Genomic DNA, 19594 nt, shown 5'->3' with positions numbered 1-19594 from the left:
TCTCACAAACTGGGGGTTCTCTGCTCTGACGACGTGGCCGAACTGGCGCTTCTGTCGAGTTCCATTCATCACGTCTGGACGATATCTAGGACTTCAACTCGAGGAGTAGGCGGGGCGCCGAACTATTCACCGTCGGACGCCTTCGAAACCTTTCCGTATCCGAAGCTTTCGAGTGAGCTCCGCACGGTCGGCGAATACCTGCATGGGTATCGCAACGATCTGATGCACTCCCGGCAAATAGGTTTGACCTCGACCTACAATCTCATGTTCGATGAAGATTGCAGCGATCCAGACATCGAAGGGCTCCGGAAGGTTCATCGTGACATCGACAAGATTGTCGTGCGTGACTACGACTGGGCGGACCTTATCGTTGAAGGATTGGATCATGGATTTCACAAAGTAGGTTCGCATGCCCGCTACACCATTGGGCCCGCGGTGCAACAGAAAGTCCTGGATCGGTTGTTGGAACTTAACCAAGCGCGCTACGCCGAGGAGGTCGCCAACGGCCTACACAACAAGAGGGGCGGAAAGGCCAAGGGCGGAAAGGCCAAGGGCGGAACGCAGGCGAGTCTCTTCGAGGAGATAGGCGGCTGATGGAGCGGCTGCTGATGGAGCTGAGCGTGGAGAACTTCCGCAGCCTACGCCGGATGACCGTGCCCGTTGAGCCGCTCAACGTGCTGGTCAGGCCGAGCGGGGCGGGTAAGACCAACCTGCTGGAGGTCTTCTGGTTCCTCGCCGACGTGATCAACACGGACCTCCAGCCCGCGATCGACCTGCGCGGCGGCTTTTCCGAGGTCGTCTTCTGGCGCGGCGATAAGAGGAAACCGCCGACCCGTATCCATATGAAGCTCAAGGCAACCTGGACGACCAACAGCAGCACCAGCGCGCCGGACGGGTACTTGCTTCGGATTGGACATACCGACCGTGGCCTAACGCGGCGGGGATCCTTCCAATCCAAACGCACCCGGGGCGGTGGTCGTCGGATCGCCATCACTGGACAGAAAGTCAGTGTTGTCGATTCCGGGGCCGATGCTGGTCACCAGCAAATGGGCATCAACGCTTTCAGCAGCGGTCTCGCCGCTCTCCCACGGCTCTCCGAGGACCGGGGTGGGACCGAGGTGACCACCGTGGCTCGACAACTCGCCTCGTTCCGGGTCTTCGACGTCGCCGTGAATGCGGCACGGCAGCCGTCCCTCTTCGTCCGGCGCAGCTTCGAGGCGCTGGACGACGACGCGGCGAACCTGGCGGGCTTCCTTCTACTGGAGGCGTTTTGCCCGGGCATGAGCGGCCGGATCGTTGAGATCAACGATCAGGTGCGGCTACGGGGTGCCAGCCAACAGAACCTGTCGGCGCGTGTCAGCAAGCTCGCCAGCTTGGTGCGGGCCAGAGCCGCCCGGGAAGGCACGGATCTGGCCTGCGTCTTCGTCCGCGAGGACCTCGACCGGGTGGACGGCTCCGAGTACGACGCCGCACCTGCTCGGGTCCAGGCAGCTCTGGCAAAGGAATTCGGTTCCCTCCACTACGTGCTCTCGGTCTGGGAGATTGAGGCGTGCCTGCTGCTCTTCCCCGATGCGCTGACGGGAGGGATGAAGTCGTGGAAGGCGCCAGCGCAGTACCGCGACCGTGACACCGGCACCCTGAGCGACCCGAAGAAGATCCTCAAGCACAAGTTCGGCGGCGCACCCCGCCGCTACCGCGAATCCGACGCTCCCGAAGTGCTTGCCCAAGCCGTAGCGTTGGCGTGCGTCCATCGGCCGGAAGGCACCAACCGTTCCTGGCAGCAACTCCACACAGATGCCGTCGAGTGCTGCCGAGCCCATCTCAGCTCCCGGGGGAGAGCCCGATGATGACTGCGGACCCAGAGGGTCTTTTCCCACACCCGAAGGGCGAGCAGCAGGCGCTCGCCTTGCCCGCCGAACCCGCGTCACCGCGGCGGGACCCGCTCGTCCACGACCTCGACCTGCCCCAGAACTTCGCCGAGACATCGTCTTTCCAGGTGCGTGATGAGCTGGAGAAGCTTGTCCGGCTGGATCTGCTCGGTCCGTGGGACGGTGAGCAGGAGGAGTTCGCGCCGAAGGCCATGGGGCCGCGCGAACGCTACCTGGTCGGCATGCTGGGCCCGAAACAGCGCGAGAAGACCGCTGGCACCACCGAGGTCATCGAGGTGGACGCGCCCGTCCAGGGCGACGGCAGCGAGCCCGAACTTCCCGAGATCGTGTCCCCGCAGAAGCTGGGCCGGATGTGGGCCTCCTCCATGGGCTTGGCCTTCGCGGTCCCTGGCGACGTAGACGTCCTGACCGTGCAGGCCGGCTGGGGGCGCTACGACATAAGGGAGACCGAAGACGAGAACGGCAAGAAGTCGCGGGCCTGGTATCGCGAGCCGGTGTCGTTCACTCGCGAGGTCCGGCTCGACGAAGACGACTGCTACCGTGTGCCGCTGACCGCTGCCGACATCGGCAGCCCCGGAGTCCAGCTTGCCGTCGACGTGCGGGCGCGCGACGGCCGCCGGATCGTCCAGCTCGCGCTGATCAACGCTCAGCTGGAGGCGGAAAGCAACAGGGACAAGAGTTGGCTCTTCCAGGCCGGGCTGACCGTGACCGCCCTGGACGGCCATGAAGCTGTCTTTCTGCCCATCGACGACCCTCTCGACGGCGTGCACGACACGGTCCCCGACCTGGAAGAGGCCCACCTTCGGCTGCTCTACCGGGCCCAGCGCCGCCACGCCTCGGGCCGCAACGTCGCCGTGCACCCATCGGTGCGGGACGGCGAGCGTTGCGCGCACCAGCTGGAGACCACCTGGCTGCCCGTGTACAACGTGCCGGCCACGGTCGCCGAAGTCGGCGAGGGCAGCAAGCTGGCCGGTGTCGAACTGTCCATGGAGGCCCTCGCCACGGCGGACCTCGGCGCGCTCGCTGAGGGCCTGGCCCCGCTAGCCAACGGCTACGCGGCCTGGCTGAAGGACGAGGCAGACAAGATCCCGGAGCTTCCGGAGAAGCTACGCCCGGCGGCCGTTGACGCGATCGAGACGGCGACGAAAGCCGCCGAGAGGATCCGGTCCGGCATCACGCTACTAACCGATCCGAGCCAGCCGCGGCACGCCGACGCGCTGCGGGCTTTCCGCTTCGCCAACGAAGCGATGGCGCTGCAACGCCAGCACAGCGAAGCGGTCCGGCTTCGCGAGGAGCGCTCCCTCTCGTACGCGGAAGCCATCGACGCCATCAAGGGGAAGGGCGCCGCGGCAGCCTCCTGGCGTCCCTTCCAACTCGCGTTCGTTCTGCTCAACGTGCCATCGATCGCTGACCCCGCCCACAAGGAGCGGGCCGCGGATGCCGCGGCCACCGTCGACCTGCTGTTCTTCCCCACCGGTGGTGGCAAGACGGAGGCCTACCTCGGGTTGACCGCGTTCACGTTCGCCATCCGGCGGCTGCAGGGCGTCGTCGGCTCCGGGGCGGACGCGCGCAGCGGCGAGGCCGGCGTCGCAGTGTTGATGCGTTACACGCTGCGGCTGCTCACCGCGCAGCAGTTCCAGCGGGCCGCCGCCCTGGTGTGCGCGGCCGAGGTGCTGCGCCGGGGCGACGAGCCGACTTGGGGCGCCGAGCCGTTCCGGATCGGCCTGTGGGTGGGTAGTGGGGTATCGCCAAACTGGTTCGGCGAAGCAGCCGAGCAGATCGCCGAGGCGCGGGAGGCCGGCGACAGCAAACGCACAAGCGTGCTGCAGACGCTGAACTGTCCATGGTGCGGGGCGAAGCTGCTGGGCCACCGCGATCTCGAACCGAGGTCGGACGAGCGGCGGGTCTACCTGTACTGCCCGGAGGCGGAAGGGGCCGAGGCCTGCCCGTTCGCGAGGACCGTGTCCAGCGAGGGCCTGCCAATCCTCACGGTCGACGAGGAGATCTACCGCTACGCGCCGAGCCTGGTCATCGCCACCGTCGACAAGCTCGCGCAGCTGCCCTGGCGGGGTTTTGCCGGCCTGCTGTTCGGCCGGGCGCGGGAGCGCTGCCCACGGCACGGGTACCGGCATGACGATCTCGACAGCAAGGTCGACTGCGGATCCCGGCACCGCGCCACGAAGGACGGCAGGTTACCGGCTGTCACGAGCCAGCCAGTGATCCGGCTCCGTCCGCCGGACCTGATCATCCAAGATGAGATGCACCTCATCTCCGGAGCGCTCGGCACGATGGTCGGATTGTTCGAGGCCGCGGTCGACCAGCTGTGCACGTGGCTGCTGCCCGGTGGCGGCGAGGCCGGTCCGAAGATCGTGGCATCCACCGCGACCACCAAGCGGGCCCGCGAGCAGGTGCTCGGGGTCTTCGGGCGGCAGCTGGCCGTTTTCCCACCCCCGGTGCTCGACATCACCGACACGTTCTTCAGCAAGCAGGTGCCGGTCACCGGGGACGACCCGGGCCGGCGTTACCTCGGCGTGTGCGCGCACGGCGTGCGTATGAAGTCCGCTCAGATCCGGGTCGCCGAGATTCTGCTGCTGGGCGGTCAGGCGCTGTTCGACAAGTACGGCAAACCTGCTGATCCCTACATGACCACGGTCGGTTACTTCAGCTCGACCCGGGAGCTGGCCGGGATGCGCCGCATCTTGGATGACCAGGTCGCCAACCGGGTTCGTTCGCACGGTCGTCGCAAGGGTCTCGCCGACCGACTGACCGGTGTGCAGATGCTCAACGTCCAGGAGCTGACCTCGCGTATCTCGTCCGGCGACATCAGCGAGGTACTGAAGCGGCTGGAGATCGGCTTCGACTCGGAGATCGACACGTCGTCGCGGAACCGAGGTGTCCTCGACGACATGCGGGCGGCGATGAAGGCCAAGACCGCGTCGCACCCGAAGCTCAACCTGCACCGGATCACGGCGCGCTTCTACGACCGGCAGAACGAGGGGCAGCTCCCGGTCGACACCGTGCTGGCCACCTCGATGCTGCAGGTCGGCGTGGACGTTTCGCGGTTCGGTCTCATGGTTGTCACTGGGCAGCCGAAGAACACCGCGGAGTACATCCAGGCGTCGTCGCGCGTCGGCAGGGACGCCGCCCGGCCCGGCCTGGTGATCACGCTCTACAACTGGACGCGGCCCCGCGATCTCGCCCATTACGAGGACTTCGAGTATTACCACGCCACGTTCTACCGGCAGGTGGAGGCGCTGTCGGTCACCCCGTACACCCGGCGAGCGCTGGACCGGGGGACCACCGCGACGTTCGTCGCGGCCGTGCGCAACATCGAGGAGCGTTTCTCCCGCAACACCGACGCGTACGACGTGCCGTTGGCCGGCCCGGAGGTGACTCGCGTCATCGACCGGATGAAGTTGCGGGCCGAAGAGGTCGGGGGCGTACGCGGCCGGGAGTATCTGGAAGCGCGCATCGACCGGGTGCGTGACCTGTGGGAGGCGCGGAAGACCGGTGCCGTTCGCCTGGGCTACTCGCCGGGCACGCACCAGCAACAGCAGCTGGACGGCCTGTTGAAGGTCGCCGGCGGCGACCGGTGGACCGACCTGACCGTGGGCATGTCGATGCGGGAGACCGAGAACGAGGTCAACCTGATCGTGCCGGCCGGCGACAAGCTGTTCGAGCCGACCTACCAGGCACCCGAATGGTCGTTCGGGCCGCCGCCCGAGGACGGACCGGACGACGACGACCTGCCCGACGGTGACGAACTGGGCGAGTCGACCCTGGCCGGGAAGGGAAACTGATGGCGGGCAAGCACTTCCGGCGGGTCGGCTCGGTGCGGCCCAGCCACCTGATGTTCACCACCGGCGTCGGTGCCATCGTCGACCTGCCCAACATCTCGGTGCTGGTACGTGGCCTGGACGACTGGAACTACAACGCGGTGCCCGACTGGGAGCCGATCGCCGAGCCGCGGCTCCTCGCCGCGACCCGCAAGCTGCTCCGCCAGGATTCGATCAAGGAGCTGCGGCCGGCGCCGTGGATGGAGGGTGCGGACGAGCCGAACAGCCCGGCCTCCAAGGTCGGCGTCCCCATCACGCCGTTTCCCGGATGGCTGCGGTGCACCGCCTGCGACGAGCTGGCACCCATCGAGGGCGGTGTCTTCGGTTTCGAGAACGCCAAGGCGCGCAAGCCGCACGAGGCTCGGTTCTTCCACTCCACCTGTCCGCGCAAGAAATCCGGGCGCCGGCCGATGGCCGTCGCGGCCCGGTTCGTTCTGGCCTGCACCGCGGGGCATCTAGACGACTTCCCCTACGTGCACTACGTCCATCAGGGTGGGGCCTGTCCCAACGCGAGCCATCCAAAGCTCAAGATGGACGACCGAGGCGGGAACCTAGGCGCCAACGTGGAGATCAAGTGCGTGGCGTGCACCTCCCGCCGCAACATGCGCGAAGTACTCGGCCGTGGGGCCGACAAGCTTCCTCGCTGCCGGGGTCGCCGGGCTCACCTCGGCGACTTCGAGACCAAGGCGTGCACGGCGGACCTGAAGCTGCTAATCGTAGGTGCCTCAAACCAGTGGTTCGCCCAGACGTTGTCCGCGCTGGCCGTGCCGCGCACCGGCGAGAGTGAACTCCAGGCCAAGGTCGAGCAGCATTGGACAACCTTCAAGGATCTGCCGGGTCTCGCCATGCTTCCGTGGGCGCGCCAGAATGCGCCCGCGATGCGGGAGTTCGAGAGGTGGACCGACGAGCAGATCTGGGATGCGGTCGAGCAATTCCGCAACAAGCCCGCTGACGAGGAGGACATCAAACGCTACCCGGACTTGCACACCGCCGAGTGGCAGGTCTTCTCGGCGGCCGAGCTACCAGGGCCGAGCGACGACTTCACCCTTTACCGCGACCCGGACGGCGTGCCCGGGCAGCTCAAGGAAATCTATGCCGACGTCATCCAGGCGGAGCGGCTGCGGGAGGTGCGCGCCCTGGTCGGCTTCACCCGGCTCGACGCTCCTGACCCGACCGACCCCGACCTGGTGCTCCGCGCACCCCTGGCAAAAGGCGCCCCGACGTGGGTGCCGGCGAGCGAGGTACGCGGTGAGGGCATCTTCCTCCGGTTGCCCGAGAGCATGCTGGCTGACTGGGAGCGAGCCGTGCAGGGCACTGAGGTGATGGAGGAGCACCGCGACGCGTACGCGCGATTCCGCAAGAACCGCTACTCGGGCCGGATATCCGGGCCGTTCGATCCGATGCGGAACTGGCCAGGTGCTCGGTACTACGCCCTGCACACCCTGTCCCATCTGCTGATCCGTACCATCGCGCTGGAATGTGGATACAGCTCGGCGAGTCTGTCGGAGCGTATCTACTCCGGTACTCCGGACGACCCGCAGCGGGCCGGCGTACTGATCTATACGGCCGTGCCGGACGCCGAGGGCACTCTCGGCGGGCTGGTGTCGCTGGCCGAGCCCGAAGAGCTGGTTCGGATCACCCGGCGGGCTCTGACCGACGCGATGCACTGCTCGTCCGACCCGCTCTGCGCCGAGCGGCTGCCGCAGGATCCGGACGAGTTCCTGCACGGCGCGGCTTGCCACGTCTGCCTTTTCGTTTCGGAGACAACCTGCGAGCGGGGCAATCGGTTCCTGGATCGGCGGTTCGTCGTACCGATCGACAACCCCAACCTGGCGCTCTTCCCCACCCTGCCATGAGCTGGCACCCGGCCTTCGAGGCGGCGGCCGAGCGAGCAGTGCACCGGATCAGCCCGGTGCACTTGCGGCAGCTCGCCGACCGTGTCGGCGCCGGCGCATCCGACGAGGTCGCGGCGGAGGCTGTCCCGGTACCTGGGTTTGCCGAGGCTGTCGTGCCCCTGTTGGCGGCTCGTCGGGCGGCCGGCCTGCCTGCCGCGGAGGCGGCTGCCTACCTGCGTGGTCTCGCGGCCGGGCGGGAGCAGGGCGCGGCAGCGGTACAGGTCGAGTCGGTTTGGAGTGGTCCGAAGACCCATCCGGTGCCGGTGCGCTCCACTGCCCAGGTGCTGGTCGGCCTCGTCGGGGAAGCGCAGCACGAACTGCTGCTGATGACCTACGCGGCGCGTGACCATCCGCCGCTACGGGCCGCGCTAGCCGCCGCGCTCGGCCGAGGGGTGGCCGTCACGATTGTCGTGGAGACCTTGCAGGGCGCGGCCGGTGCGTTGGTGGGTCAGGAGCCCGCGGCCGCTTTCGCCGGCTTGGACGGCCTTCAGCTCTGGCACTGGCCGATCGACAAGCGTGGCGAAGAGTACGCAAGAATGCACGCAAAGATAGCGGTCGCTGACCGTCGGCTCCTGCTCGTGTCCAGCGCGAACCTCACCCAATCCGGCGTCGACCGGAACATCGAGGCGGGGCTGCTGGTCCGAGGCGGAACGGCACCACAGCGCGCCGCCGAGCACATCGCGGAGCTGCGCAGCCGCGGCGTGCTCGCCCGACTGGCCAGCTGACGCGGGGAGGGGTCGTGCCGGTCCGCAAGCTCGGCGACGGACGCTACGAATTGGACAGCCCACTGGCCCGTGGCGGGATGGGCGAGGTCTGGCTGGGCCGCGACACCAAACTTGACCGGGAGATCGCGGTCAAGTTCATTCGGACGCCCGGTGGCCGAGCCCCGGAGCCAGAGCAGATCCGGCGCTTCGTCCGCGAGTCCCGAATCACTGCCCGTCTCCAGCATCCCGGCGTACCCGCGGTTTACGACGGCGGCACCGACGAGCACGGCTGGCCATTCCTGGTCATGCAGCGTGTGCACGGCATCAGCGTCGCCCACCTGATCTCCGAGCAGGGACCTCTGCCGATCGGCTGGACCGCTGCCATCGCCGCGCAGGTATGCGCCGTGCTGGGTGCGGCCCACGCAGCCTCACTGATCCATCGCGACCTCAAGCCGAGCAACCTCATGCTGGAGCCCGACGGCTGCGTCAAAGTGCTCGACTTCGGGCTCGCCGTCGCCCCGACGCTGGCCGAGTTCTCCCGGATCACCATGACCAACCAGCCACTCGGCAGCCCGCCCTACATGGCGCCCGAGCAGGTCGAGGCCAACCTCGCCGAACCAGCGACCGACCTGTACGCACTCGGCTGCACCATCCACGAGATGCTCACCGGCGAGCCTGTGTTCAGCGGATCCACCTCGATCTCCGTCATGCTCAAGCAGGTGAAGGAGACGCCGCCCGCGCTGCGTACCGTGCGTGCGGATGTGCCCGAGGCGCTGGAGGCATTGGTTCTCGCGCTCTTGGCGAAGAAGCCCGAAGACCGCCCAGAGAGCGCCGGAGCCGTCTATCAGCGCCTACTGCCCTTCGCCGGAGGACTCGGCCCGATAGCTGGGGTGCTGGATCACCCGGCGAAGATCAGCCCGGTTCGGCAGTACGCAGAGGTGGTTAGCCGGGTCCTCGCCGACGGCGCCGTCCCGTCCCTCACGCCACCAGCCGTGAGGCATTCACCTGCCGAGACGCAGAACGCGTTGCCCTCGCGCCGGGACAGCCAGACCGTCGGACCGCAGGCGACGGCGTTACGCGCGGAATTGCGTAAGGCTCACGACGACGCTCAAAAGCTGGTCCGACAGTCTCGGTTCCGGCAAGCCGCGGACGCGTTGGGTGAGGTCACGCGCCGGGCGGCAGAGGCGTTCGGTGTTACCGACGCCGATGTGCTGCGGGCCAGGCACGATCTGGCGGCGGCGCTGTTCGACGGTGGCGACTACCGGCAGGCGGCCCCGCTGTACCGGGCCCTCGCGCCTGATCTCACCGGCTCCGCTTGGGCTCAGCTGCGATACGACTGCCGGCTCAAGGAGGCGACCTGCTATGCGTTGATCGGCCGTACCCCGGATGCGCTGCGGCATCTCGGCGACTTGCTGGCCGACCAGCGGGCGGAGGGCGGTGACGAGGATCCGCAGACGCTTGAGCTACGCAAGCAGATCGGTCTGCTGCTGCTCGGCGCGGGCCGCCGCGAAGAGGCGAAGCAGACCCTGACCAGTCTTCTCGCTGACCTGCGCCGGTTGCCCGGCCAGGGCCGGCTCGACCCGGACGAGATCGCCGGCCTGCTCACCTCGCTCGGTCTGACCGCCCCGGATGAGGTGACCGGCGGAGCAGTCGGCGAAGAGTGGTCTACGGTGCTGCGCCACATCGACGATGCCAAGATCAAGGAGTTGCTGCGACCATTGGCGATCCGCGGCCTGCCTACGCCGGTGGTCGGCTATGAGCTGGGTGACGAGGCATGGCCGGCTGAGGTCGCCTGGCCCGGCCCGCGGATCGCCATCCTGTGGACCGACCCGCCTGACGATCCGGAGACCATCCGTCGCGACAGTGCCTACTCGGCAGAAGGCTGGGACGCCCGCACCGCTGACCGATGGACAGCAGAAGAACTCGCGGAACGGATCACCGGATGAGCGGCGTTGCAAAGCTTCAAGTCCTGGAACGGGCCGAGAAGGAGATCATGAAGCTTGACCGCACCGACATCGGGGCGGTTTACGAATTCATGCACAAGTTCCGCGCTAACCCGGATCAACCCGGGCTCGACCTCAAGAACCTGCGGGGCGACAGCAGGCTCATGGCGGCTCGAGTCAAGCGTGACCTTCGCGCCCTGCTCCTCCACATCGGCGAGCGGGACTACCTGCTGGTTGGTGTCGAGCATCGCAGCGCGGTCTATGCCGATCTGGACCGGTTCACGTACCGGATCAACCGGATCACCGGCGGCATCGAGGTGATGGACCTCCACCCGATCGACACCCAACCGGTCGGTGACAGCATCGTCGGCAGGGTTCTTGCCGGCGCCGCGGACGCAGTGCCTCTCTTCGCCGCCATCTCAGACGCCCAGTTGATCGAGTTGGGCGTCGCCGAGCCTCTGCTACCTGAGGTCCGTCAGCTGACCAGCGAAGACGAACTGCTCGACCTGGTCGACCGCGCGCCGCAGCTCACCATCGACGTGCTTTTCGCCCTGTATGACGGCAAGCCCTACGCGGACGTGCTGGACCAGGTCACCCGGCCGGTGCGAACCACGGAGGCTGTCGATACCGAAGACTTCGCAGCGGCGGTGCGGCGGCCCGCGACCTCGGTGACCACCGACGACGAAGCACTCAACTTCATGCTGGCCGAGTCGTTTGAACGGTGGCAGATCTTCCTGCACCCAACCCAGCGGCGGCTGGTGGAGCGCCACTACAGCGGCCCCGCCCGGGTCGGCGGCGGTCCCGGCACCGGCAAGACCATCGTGGCGCTTCACCGGGTCGCCCACCTGGTCCGGAGCCTGCCCCCGGGCGACGACCGGGCGGTGCTGCTCACCACGTTCAACCGGAACCTGGCGGCCGATCTGCGGACCCGTCTGGTCGCTCTCGCCGGCGAAGAGATCCAGGCCCGCGTCGACGTGATTAACATCGACCGGGTGGCCGCTCGGGTGGTCGCCGAGGGCGACCCGGGCGCGCCCAAGCGCAAGGTCGACGACAGCCAAGCCCCCCAGCTGTGGCGCCGGTTCTTGGCCGCCGAGATCGGCGAGATCGCATGGGACGCCGACTTCCTGGCCGCGGAATGGGAACAGGTCATCCTTGGGCAGGCGCTGGCGACCCGAAGCGATTACTTCCGCGCCCGCCGTCCTTACCGTGGCCGCAACCTCAACCGGATGGAGCGCGACCAGGTGTGGGAGCTGGCCGAACGGTTCGCCCGCTGGCTGACGGCCCAGGACATGAGCACCTGGCGACAGGTCGCGGTACGAGCCGCCGCGCTGGAAGGCGCCCGAGCCGCGGCCGGTAACTACCGATATCGGCATGTCGTGGTGGACGAGGCCCAGGATCTGAGCGCCGCGCACTGGCGGATGCTCCGTGCCATGGTCCCGGCCGGTCCCGACGACATGTTCCTCACGGGAGACACCCACCAGCGCATCTACGATAACCAGGTCACACTCGGCAGTCTCGGCATCAACATTCGAGGCCGATCGTCAAGGCTCACCCTCAGCTACCGCACCACCCGACAGATCCTCGCCGCGGCTCTGGAGATCATGAGCGGGGAGGTATATGACGACCTCGACGGCGGATCCGAGGACCTGGCTGGATACCGCTCCCTGCTGCGCGGAGCACCGCCTCGTTTCCGTAGCGCCGGGACGTGGACGGAAGAGCTTGACCTCATCGCCGAACAGCTGGCCGACTGGAATACGCCACAGGACGGCTCCGTGGCGATCTGCGTGCCGACCCGCGAGTTGGCCAACGACGTAGCCGCCCGCTTGGCCACCGACGGCGTCACCGTGGTCGAGATCGGCCCGGACGGTCCGAAGCAGTCCGACGAAGTGCACCTAGGCACGATGCACCGGTTCAAGGGACTCGAGTATCAGAAGATGATCATCGCGGGCGTCGTGGACGGCCTCGTGCCACGCAACATGATCAATCGCTACCGCGACAGCGACCCGAAGAAGTTCCAGCGCGAACGGCAGCGCGACCGGTCTCTCCTGTTCGTGGCTGCCACCCGAGCCCGCGACGAGCTCGCCGTCTTCTGGCACGGTATCCCCAGCCCGTTCCTCACCGATCGTCAACTCCAGCCCGCCGGGGAGGGCCGATGAGTCACGACCTGAAGCAGCTCACCAACCGCTACAACGCCTACATCCATGCAGCAATCCCACGGCTGCGGCGACTCGGCTACAACCCGACCCAGTTTCTGGAGATGGTCCAAGCTTCCGGCGACGCCGTACAAGCGACGAAGCGCCTCCTCGCCGACCCTCGGCACACCTCGTACGGTTCCAGCGGCTCTACACGCTCGGACGATTGGCGGACAGCGTCGAGTTCGCTGCACTCCTTCCGTGGTTCGAGTCGCTGTTCACGAACGCCGAACGCGAGGAAGCCCGGACCCGTTTGATCCTCCACGAGTTCCCGGTCGACGCGGAGCTGCGGGCCGTGACGGCGGCGCCACCCGGCTGGGCGGAGCAAGACGAGTAGCGAACGCCGAACGATTCCCAACGGCCGGGCAGAAGAGACTTCTCGGTCACGTGCGATGAACTCTTGGCACACCAGCGTCGATAGGAAAGGAACCCCGTGCAGGCGTTTACCCGGAGCCCCGCAGAGATCTTCGGCTACGACATCCGCTACGTGATTCCGCTGTTCCAGCGGCCCTATGTCTGGGATGAGGAGCTGCAGTGGGCGCCGCTCTGGGCGGACGTCCGCACGGTCGCGGAAAACATGTTGAACGCTCCGGTCGGCTACCTCGGCCCTCAGACATCGCCGCACTTCCTCGGCGCGATCGTGCTCGATCAACCGCTCGTCCCCACCGGATACATCGCGGTGCGGAACGTGGTCGATGGACAGCAGCGGCTGACCACGCTGCAGTTGCTGCTCGACGCCGCCCAGTGGGTCGCCCAGCAGCACGGCTCTCCGATGGACGCCCAAGCGCTGCGTGCCCTCGTGCAGAACACACCGGCGATCACGCAGCAGCGCTGGGAAATCTTCAAAGTCTGGCCGACGGACCGCGATCAGGCAGCGTTCGAGGCGGCGATGGATGACGACCAGGAAGTGCCGTCGGAGCTGGCCGCGACCCGAATCGCGCAGGCGCACGCCTTCTTCGTAAAGGAGATCACGGCGTGGGCGACGGCACCGGACGGTCCGGCCGACCCGGTCCCGAGGATAAGAACGCTGGCGCAGACGTTGCGCGATCATCTGAAGCTCGTCGTGATCGATCTCGAGCCGGGCGACAACGCACAGGTCATCTTCGAGACCCTCAATCATCGCGGGGCGCCTCTGCTGGCGGCCGATCTGATGAAGAATTTCGTGTTCCAGCTCGCCGGTGCGCACGACGCCGACGTGGTCGGGCTGTACCGCAAGTATTGGCAGGACCTCGACAGCGACTACTGGCGGGCGCGGGTGGCCCGCGGTCGGCAGTACGTGCCGCGTGTCGACATCTTCGTCAACCATTGGATGGTCGCCAGGTTCCTCAAGGAAGTGCCCGCCGACCGGATCTTCACCGCGTTCCGCGACGAGGTCCGCGCCGGCAAACTGGAGATCGAACCTCTCCTGGCCGACCTCGACGCCGGCGCGAAGACCTTCGCCACCCTTGACAGCTGGCCGGTCGACTCCGCCGTCGGCCAGTTCCGCTACCGGGTGCTGCAGGCGCTGGATTCGGCGGTCGTCACGCCGCTTCTGCTCTGGTTGCTCCGGTGGCCGGAGAAGGAGATGCCAGCCCAGCAACGCGACAAAGCCCTGACGAGCTTCGAGAGCTGGCTGGTACGGCGTACGCTGTGCCGGCTCACCGCCAAAGACATCAATCGGCTCGTACTTGACCTCCTCCGGGAGATGAACGCCGCCGGGCCAGCAAACGCCGGCGACGTCGTTGAGAGGTATCTGGCCACCCAGACCGCCGACTCCCGGGTATGGCCATCGGACGACGTAGTCCGGACGGCTCTGGAGACCGAGCCTCTCTACAAGTCACTCCTACGGGCGCGACTGCGTATGGTGCTGGAAGCGATCGAGGACAACCGCCGCACCGCCAAGAGCGAGGAGGCCCGCTGTCCACGCGGGCTCACCGTGGAGCACGTCCTTCCCCAGGCGTGGCGCGAACACTGGACCACCGGCATAACAAGCGAGAGTGACGCCGCCGAGCGCGACAGCCTCATGCATACCCTGGGAAACCTGACGCTGGTCAACGGCAGACTCAACCCAGCGCTGTCCAACCGACCCTGGACCGACGAGCAAGCCCTCGAACGTGGCCTCGGCCCGACGGGTAAGCGCACCGAGCTTGCCAAGCACAGCACCCTCAAGCTCAATGCCGATCTTGTCTACGGCGCCGCTACGGCGTGGGATCACGAACTCATCCGGGCGCGCACTGCCGAGTTGACCGAAGCGGTGCTGGAAATCTGGCCGGCGCCTCAAGACCTCGCGCTACGAGCCGTACCGGCCCAGCGTGATCCGTTGCCGTCCGGCGACGAGCCCTCCGCCGAGGGCAAATACCAACCGCTCACCCAATGGCTGCTCGCCCAGGCCGCCGAAGAACTGCCAATCACCTTCGACGACTTGGAGGACGTCCTCGGCACTCCGTTGGCGCCGTCCGCGCGCCGGCACCCACCGTACTGGTATTCGCCCTCCAACTCGCTGGGCAAGGCCATCGCGGCCGCCGGTTTTAAGGCGACCGGGGTCAACCTGACCGCGGAACGGCTCGTCCTACGGCGTAAGTGAAGCTGACGTCTCCGAATCTTCGCCGAGTCTGAGCTGGCGGGGAAGCCGCCCGGCCGCGCCACGGCGTTCGTCGGCGTGTCTGGCGTGATTGAGTTCCAGCAGCCGATCGAGGATCTCCTGTTGCGCAGCCGGGCTAACGGTGTATCTCATTCCTTGGCGGGTGTCGTGGAAGTCGTGATCCATGACCATGTCGTCCCAGCCGTAGGCGCGTATCACCGCGCCGTCGATATCCACGTGAGTCTTGCGGAGCTCCGCAATGTCATCGTCATGGCAGCCTTTGTCATGCACCAAGTTGTACGTTGAGGTCAGTCCTGCCCGTCGAGCCAGCATCAGCTGGCGCCGGGAGTCGTCGAGGCGTTCGCCCAGTCGCCGCAGCTCGACCGTTGGCTCCGGCCGGGCGAAGGTCTCGAACACATCGGACGGGGTGTAACGGAGGTCGCTCCTCATCGACGACGCATGGGTAACGGCCCACCAGTAGTGCGGCGCGCTGGAAAGTAACGCCAGCATGGCCGTGTCGTCTGTCGCGAACACGACCACCATCTCGCTTACGACCTGCCCGGTTGGCACCCTAACCGGCATCACGGTCTTGCTGACCCTTGCGATGACCAACACATCCGTCAGCCCTGCAATCGCCCGGTAGAGGTTCGGTGCCTGTTCGGCGAACTGCCACCACCGCTCTCGACGTACTTTCCGTGAGTTGCGATCACGTTCGGGCTTCACCAGCCGGAGGACCTGGTCGTAGCAGTCAGGGTAGGAGCGGGCTCGGTCCTCCGGCCAGTCATGGAAGTTGATTACGTAGCGGCTGCCCGAACAGTCCGGGCGGCTGTTCAGGTCCTGGCCGTTGATGTAGGGGAAGAGTACGTCTCGATTGCGCTCGTCCTTCTCGATCAGCGCACGCCCCTCCTCTGGGGACATCGTGAATCCGAGCCCGAGAACGTAGGAACCAATGAACGAGAGACGGGCGTTCTCAGCGATGCGGTACGCGGTTCCGGTTACCCGCGAACGGACGTCAAGTGACGAGGTGATGCCGGACACCCGCCGTCCGTCCAACTCGGCCGCAGCATTCGGAGCCGTCGGCCGTCGGCTGGTGTGCACGATGCAGACGTTGAGGCTCACTGAGGATGTCGGCCACGGTCGGCTCTTTGTGGCCCGACGGATGGTGACCCCCCGGTCGAGGAGTCGATCAAGGCTGACCTCGCGGCTGTCGCCCTGCGACAGCGTGTTGGTGGCGATAAGAGCCGTTACGCCGTCGGGTTTCACCAAGTCATGGCTGCGTACGACGAAGTACGCGACCAGGTCGGCGCTGCCCCGTACCCCGCCGCCCACCCAACGCACCAGAAGCTCACGATATCGCCGCCCGAGCACACCGGTCAGCCCTTGGCCGCCGAGATAGGGCTGATTGCCGACCACCGCGTCGAATCCACCCCTATCGAAGATATCGGCGAATACCAGCGGCCAGTGCAGCGGCAACCGCGGCGCCTTACCGTGTGGCTGCTCCACCGAAAGCCAGCGATCCGCCACCTCCCGCGCTTGTTCGACCGCGCCAGGCAGCTCCGCCGTGACTCGACGTGCTAGCTCCGCGACGGCGACCACATCGTCGTCCATCTCGCTCTCTGGCCGGCCCGCGTTCTTGATCATGGCTCCGGATACCAGATCAGCGATCAACATCGCAGAGCTGGTACGGATGAGAACCCGTCGCCACTTTCTGGACTTCTCCACCACGGTAGTCAGGCTGTCGTCAGGCTGCTCCGCAAGCTCCCGGCGGGTTCTGACCAGGTCGGCGACCATGTCCCGAACGCCACGGCTGGGATCCCCCAGCCATCTCCCTCGCAGCCGCCGTCCGGCGGACTCGTCGAAGTGCAGCTCCCTGAGCTGGCCCAGCGAGTGAATGCCGATCATTGAGTCGCCCACCACGATGTGGTGATCCAGGAAGTTGAACGGCTTTGCCGGATCCAACGCGATCAACCACAAACTTAACCGCGCGATCTCGGTCGCCATCGGGTTGATGTCAACGCCGAACAGGCAACGCTCGATGATCGTCCGGCGAGCTCGGATGACCAGCGGATCGGCCTCGACATCGTCAGGAGGCCCATGCTGGCGGACGGCCTCCACGAGTTCAGCTGCGGTACGGTCGCCATCTTCTGCCCATGCCTCCACCAGGCGCTGTGCCAGATAGCGGCAAGCCGCGACAAGGAACGCACCCGAGCCGACCGCGATGTCGGCAATCCGCAGGTCGAGCAGCTCCTCGCCGGGCCGGACTCGCCATTGCGATCGGTCAGCCGTCTCCCGCGGACCTGGGCGGTACGCCAGGTCGTCGAGCGCCCCGTCGACGACCTCGCTGGCGAACTCCGGCGGAGTGTAGTGCGCGCCGGTCATCGAGCGGTCCTGCGACGCAGTCATGTACAGCGCTCCGGGCGCGACGACCAGCGGCATGCCACGGAGATCACGACGCAGTATGCCGAGGTAAGGCAGTACGCGACCGGTTAGTTCCCGGTCACCGCCGGACGCGGCGTAGAGAAGGGGCATTGCCTCGGCGCGAGTCTGGTCGTAAGTGTCCAGCCGGCGGCCCAGCCCTCCGACCGCTTTATCGCCTGGCTTCGCGAAGAAGCCGATCAACGTCTCGGCTCGTTGTCGCGGAGTGCCAGCGGGTCGGTCATGACGTTCCAGGTCGGTCAGAGCAACCTCCGCCGTCTTGCCCGCCGCCCATTCGACACCGAGCATGACCTCGCTGGAACGCTTCGCGTCGTATGCCAACAGCATTTCGTAGACATGCCCGATCTGCTCGACGCCGAGCGCCCGGAAGGACAACCGACGCAGCTCGCGGCCCAGTACGACGTACCGAATCGCCTTCAGCAGATGAAGGACAGTGCGGTCGTCGATCCACACCTCCGCCAACCACGGATGGACACCCGGATCGAACATCGGTCCGTCGTAGGTCGGCAGCCTGAGTCGTTCATGAACCACTCCCGAATGGATCGCCTCGCTGAGAGCAAGCAGTTGCAGCCATGCGCCGCGGGAGTGCTCGAGATCCTGCTCGCTGGCCTCCTGACTGCGGATCTCCAGGCGTTCGGCTAAGTGCCGGACCGAGTAGGAGGCGGCGTACAGATCGTTGTCCGCCGGGAGTAACCGACGTTCCTCTGCGTAGAGGAGGAAGACGACTCGGATGACCATCGTGACCGCCGCGCGGTACACGTCATGACTTGGGACATGGGCAAGGCCGGGACGGTGCGGCTCGATCGCATGCAGGTCGTGCCAGCTGATGGCGCGGACCAGCATCTCCACCGCCTGGCGGACCTGTACGCCGAGGACGCCGGTGACCTCAGCCTGCCGTTCCAGGCTCTCCCGGAGGAGCGCTGGCAGCTTGTCCCCTTCGGGGACGCCGAAGAAACGGCGACGTTCCAGAAGAGAGTAGAAAGCCCTGATTACGGTACGTTCCGACGACTCCGGCCAGGTCGCAGTATCGAAGATCGCCGTCGACGTGACCGACTGCGGCGGTGCCACGACAAGAGCAAACCAGCGTCCGTTGGTCACCAAGCCGAGCGGCACATCGTGGTGTCGGCACAGCCGAGCGATGCGATCCACTGGCGTCGCAGGCCAAGCATCGCTCTTCGGGCGCGTAGTTGGATGTTGGCCAGGTTTGAGCGTCATCCCCAGCAGCTTGGGGACGTCGGTCCGTCGTTCGACCAGCGCGAAGTCTGGCTCGACCGTCGTGCTGTGCTCAGGGACGTCAATGCGAAGATGGCCGAGGTCATTTCTGATGAATTGGTCGCCCCAGCCACAGAGCCGGCGCAACAGAAATTCGATCCAATAGTCCGGGTCTTGGTCGCCGCCCATACGAGCTGCCCTCATCTTGGGCCACCAGTCTGGATCGACCGCCGCTAGGGTCGGCCACACCCTGGTCAGCACAGGAAGGGCCAGGAACGGCCCAGAGATGCCGACCAGGGCGAGCCAATCTTGGTGGTCCTCGGCGGAGACTTTGCGCGACCGCGCGCTACGACTCATGGGCGGGCCCCTCGCCTAACTAAGCCGGCACGGGGAAGCACGACGCCTTCGACGGTCTCGGCCGTCATCAGACTGGCAACACCGCACTTCGGACCCGTGGCGCTACTCACTGCACTCTGTCGATGACTTAAAGCGACTTCACTGAGGGCATCGTGCCTCAGGTCAATCAGAGGCGACAAGAGCCTCGCGACCATGTGGTTGTTTTGCCCCCGTATTGGCCGTGCGGTCGCAGCGGGTGGGGCGTGGATGGCGCTGAGGCGGTGGGCTACGGTGCCGTAAGCATTCCTAAGGTCGACCTTGCCGGCTGATCCGCGATTTTGGCTTGCCTTTTGAACGTACGAGTGCCGTTGCCAGTCACCGGCGATGAGGTCGGGGGGAGCGGGACGCCCGCTGGGTCGCGTCGCGCACCAGGCGCAAGAGTTCATTCTTTTCTCCTGGGCCTCTATGAGAGTGGCCAGGTGTCGCCGGAGCCCCACTGAACAGAAGCCCGCTCGACCGCCGAGCCAAGGCCGCCGACCTTTCCGCCCGACCGGCGTTTCGCAATCCGCGTTGTAACGGCTCGACCACCAG

10 protein-coding genes are annotated in these 19594 nt (G+C 66.6%); 9 read left to right on the top strand and 1 reads right to left on the bottom strand.

Translation table 11 applies throughout. The features are described from left to right. The first annotated feature begins 33 nt into the window (after positions 1-33). From ACQP2F_RS04715 to ACQP2F_RS04675, 9 genes are all read left to right on the top strand, one after another. Positions 34-594, top strand: a complete 561-nt coding sequence (locus ACQP2F_RS04715) for a hypothetical protein (protein ID WP_433300958.1) — start codon at positions 34-36, stop codon at positions 592-594. Further along, positions 594-1847, top strand: coding sequence for an AAA family ATPase (locus tag ACQP2F_RS04710; protein ID WP_433300956.1), 1254 nt, complete (start codon positions 594-596; stop codon positions 1845-1847). Before ACQP2F_RS04715 ends, ACQP2F_RS04710 begins: the two co-directional genes overlap by 1 nt. Continuing rightward, on the top strand, positions 1847-5689 hold the full coding sequence (gene drmA / locus ACQP2F_RS04705) for a DISARM system helicase DrmA (protein ID WP_433300954.1): 3843 nt from the start codon (positions 1847-1849) through the stop codon (positions 5687-5689). The genes ACQP2F_RS04710 and drmA overlap by 1 nt, the downstream gene beginning before the upstream one ends. Continuing rightward, positions 5689-7581 (top strand): DrmB family protein, encoded by a 1893-nt coding sequence (gene drmB, locus ACQP2F_RS04700; protein WP_433300952.1) that lies wholly within the window; start codon positions 5689-5691, stop codon positions 7579-7581. The genes drmA and drmB overlap by 1 nt, the downstream gene beginning before the upstream one ends. Continuing rightward, entirely contained in the window at positions 7578-8345 is a 768-nt protein-coding gene (gene drmC, locus ACQP2F_RS04695) for a DISARM system phospholipase D-like protein DrmC (RefSeq protein WP_433300951.1), read from the top strand. The genes drmB and drmC overlap by 4 nt, the downstream gene beginning before the upstream one ends. A 14-nt stretch (positions 8346-8359) precedes the next feature. Continuing rightward, positions 8360-10270, top strand: coding sequence for a protein kinase domain-containing protein (locus tag ACQP2F_RS04690; protein ID WP_433300949.1), 1911 nt, complete (start codon positions 8360-8362; stop codon positions 10268-10270). Beyond that, entirely contained in the window at positions 10267-12423 is a 2157-nt protein-coding gene (locus ACQP2F_RS04685) for a UvrD-helicase domain-containing protein (protein ID WP_433300947.1), read from the top strand. The genes ACQP2F_RS04690 and ACQP2F_RS04685 overlap by 4 nt, the downstream gene beginning before the upstream one ends. A gap of 202 nt (positions 12424-12625) precedes the next feature. Next, positions 12626-12796: a hypothetical protein gene (locus ACQP2F_RS04680; RefSeq protein ID WP_433300945.1), complete on the top strand. Its 171-nt coding sequence runs from the start codon at positions 12626-12628 to the stop codon at positions 12794-12796. Positions 12797-12892: 96 nt separating this feature from the next. Then, complete coding sequence (locus ACQP2F_RS04675) at positions 12893-15022, top strand: DUF262 domain-containing protein (protein WP_433300943.1); 2130 nt, start codon at positions 12893-12895, stop codon at positions 15020-15022. Here the strand turns inward: ACQP2F_RS04675 and ACQP2F_RS04670 are convergent. Continuing rightward, positions 15008-19024 (bottom strand): Eco57I restriction-modification methylase domain-containing protein, encoded by a 4017-nt coding sequence (locus tag ACQP2F_RS04670; RefSeq protein ID WP_433300942.1) that lies wholly within the window; start codon positions 19022-19024, stop codon positions 15008-15010. The two genes, ACQP2F_RS04675 and ACQP2F_RS04670, sit on opposite strands and share 15 nt — an antisense overlap. Between the last annotated feature and the right edge of the window lie 570 nt (positions 19025-19594).

This window comes from Actinoplanes sp. CA-030573, assembly GCF_050951115.1.
Classification (GTDB): domain Bacteria; phylum Actinomycetota; class Actinomycetes; order Mycobacteriales; family Micromonosporaceae; genus Actinoplanes.
The sequence above is the reverse complement of the archived record's forward strand: the minus strand, read 5'-3'. Positions and strand labels throughout refer to the sequence as shown.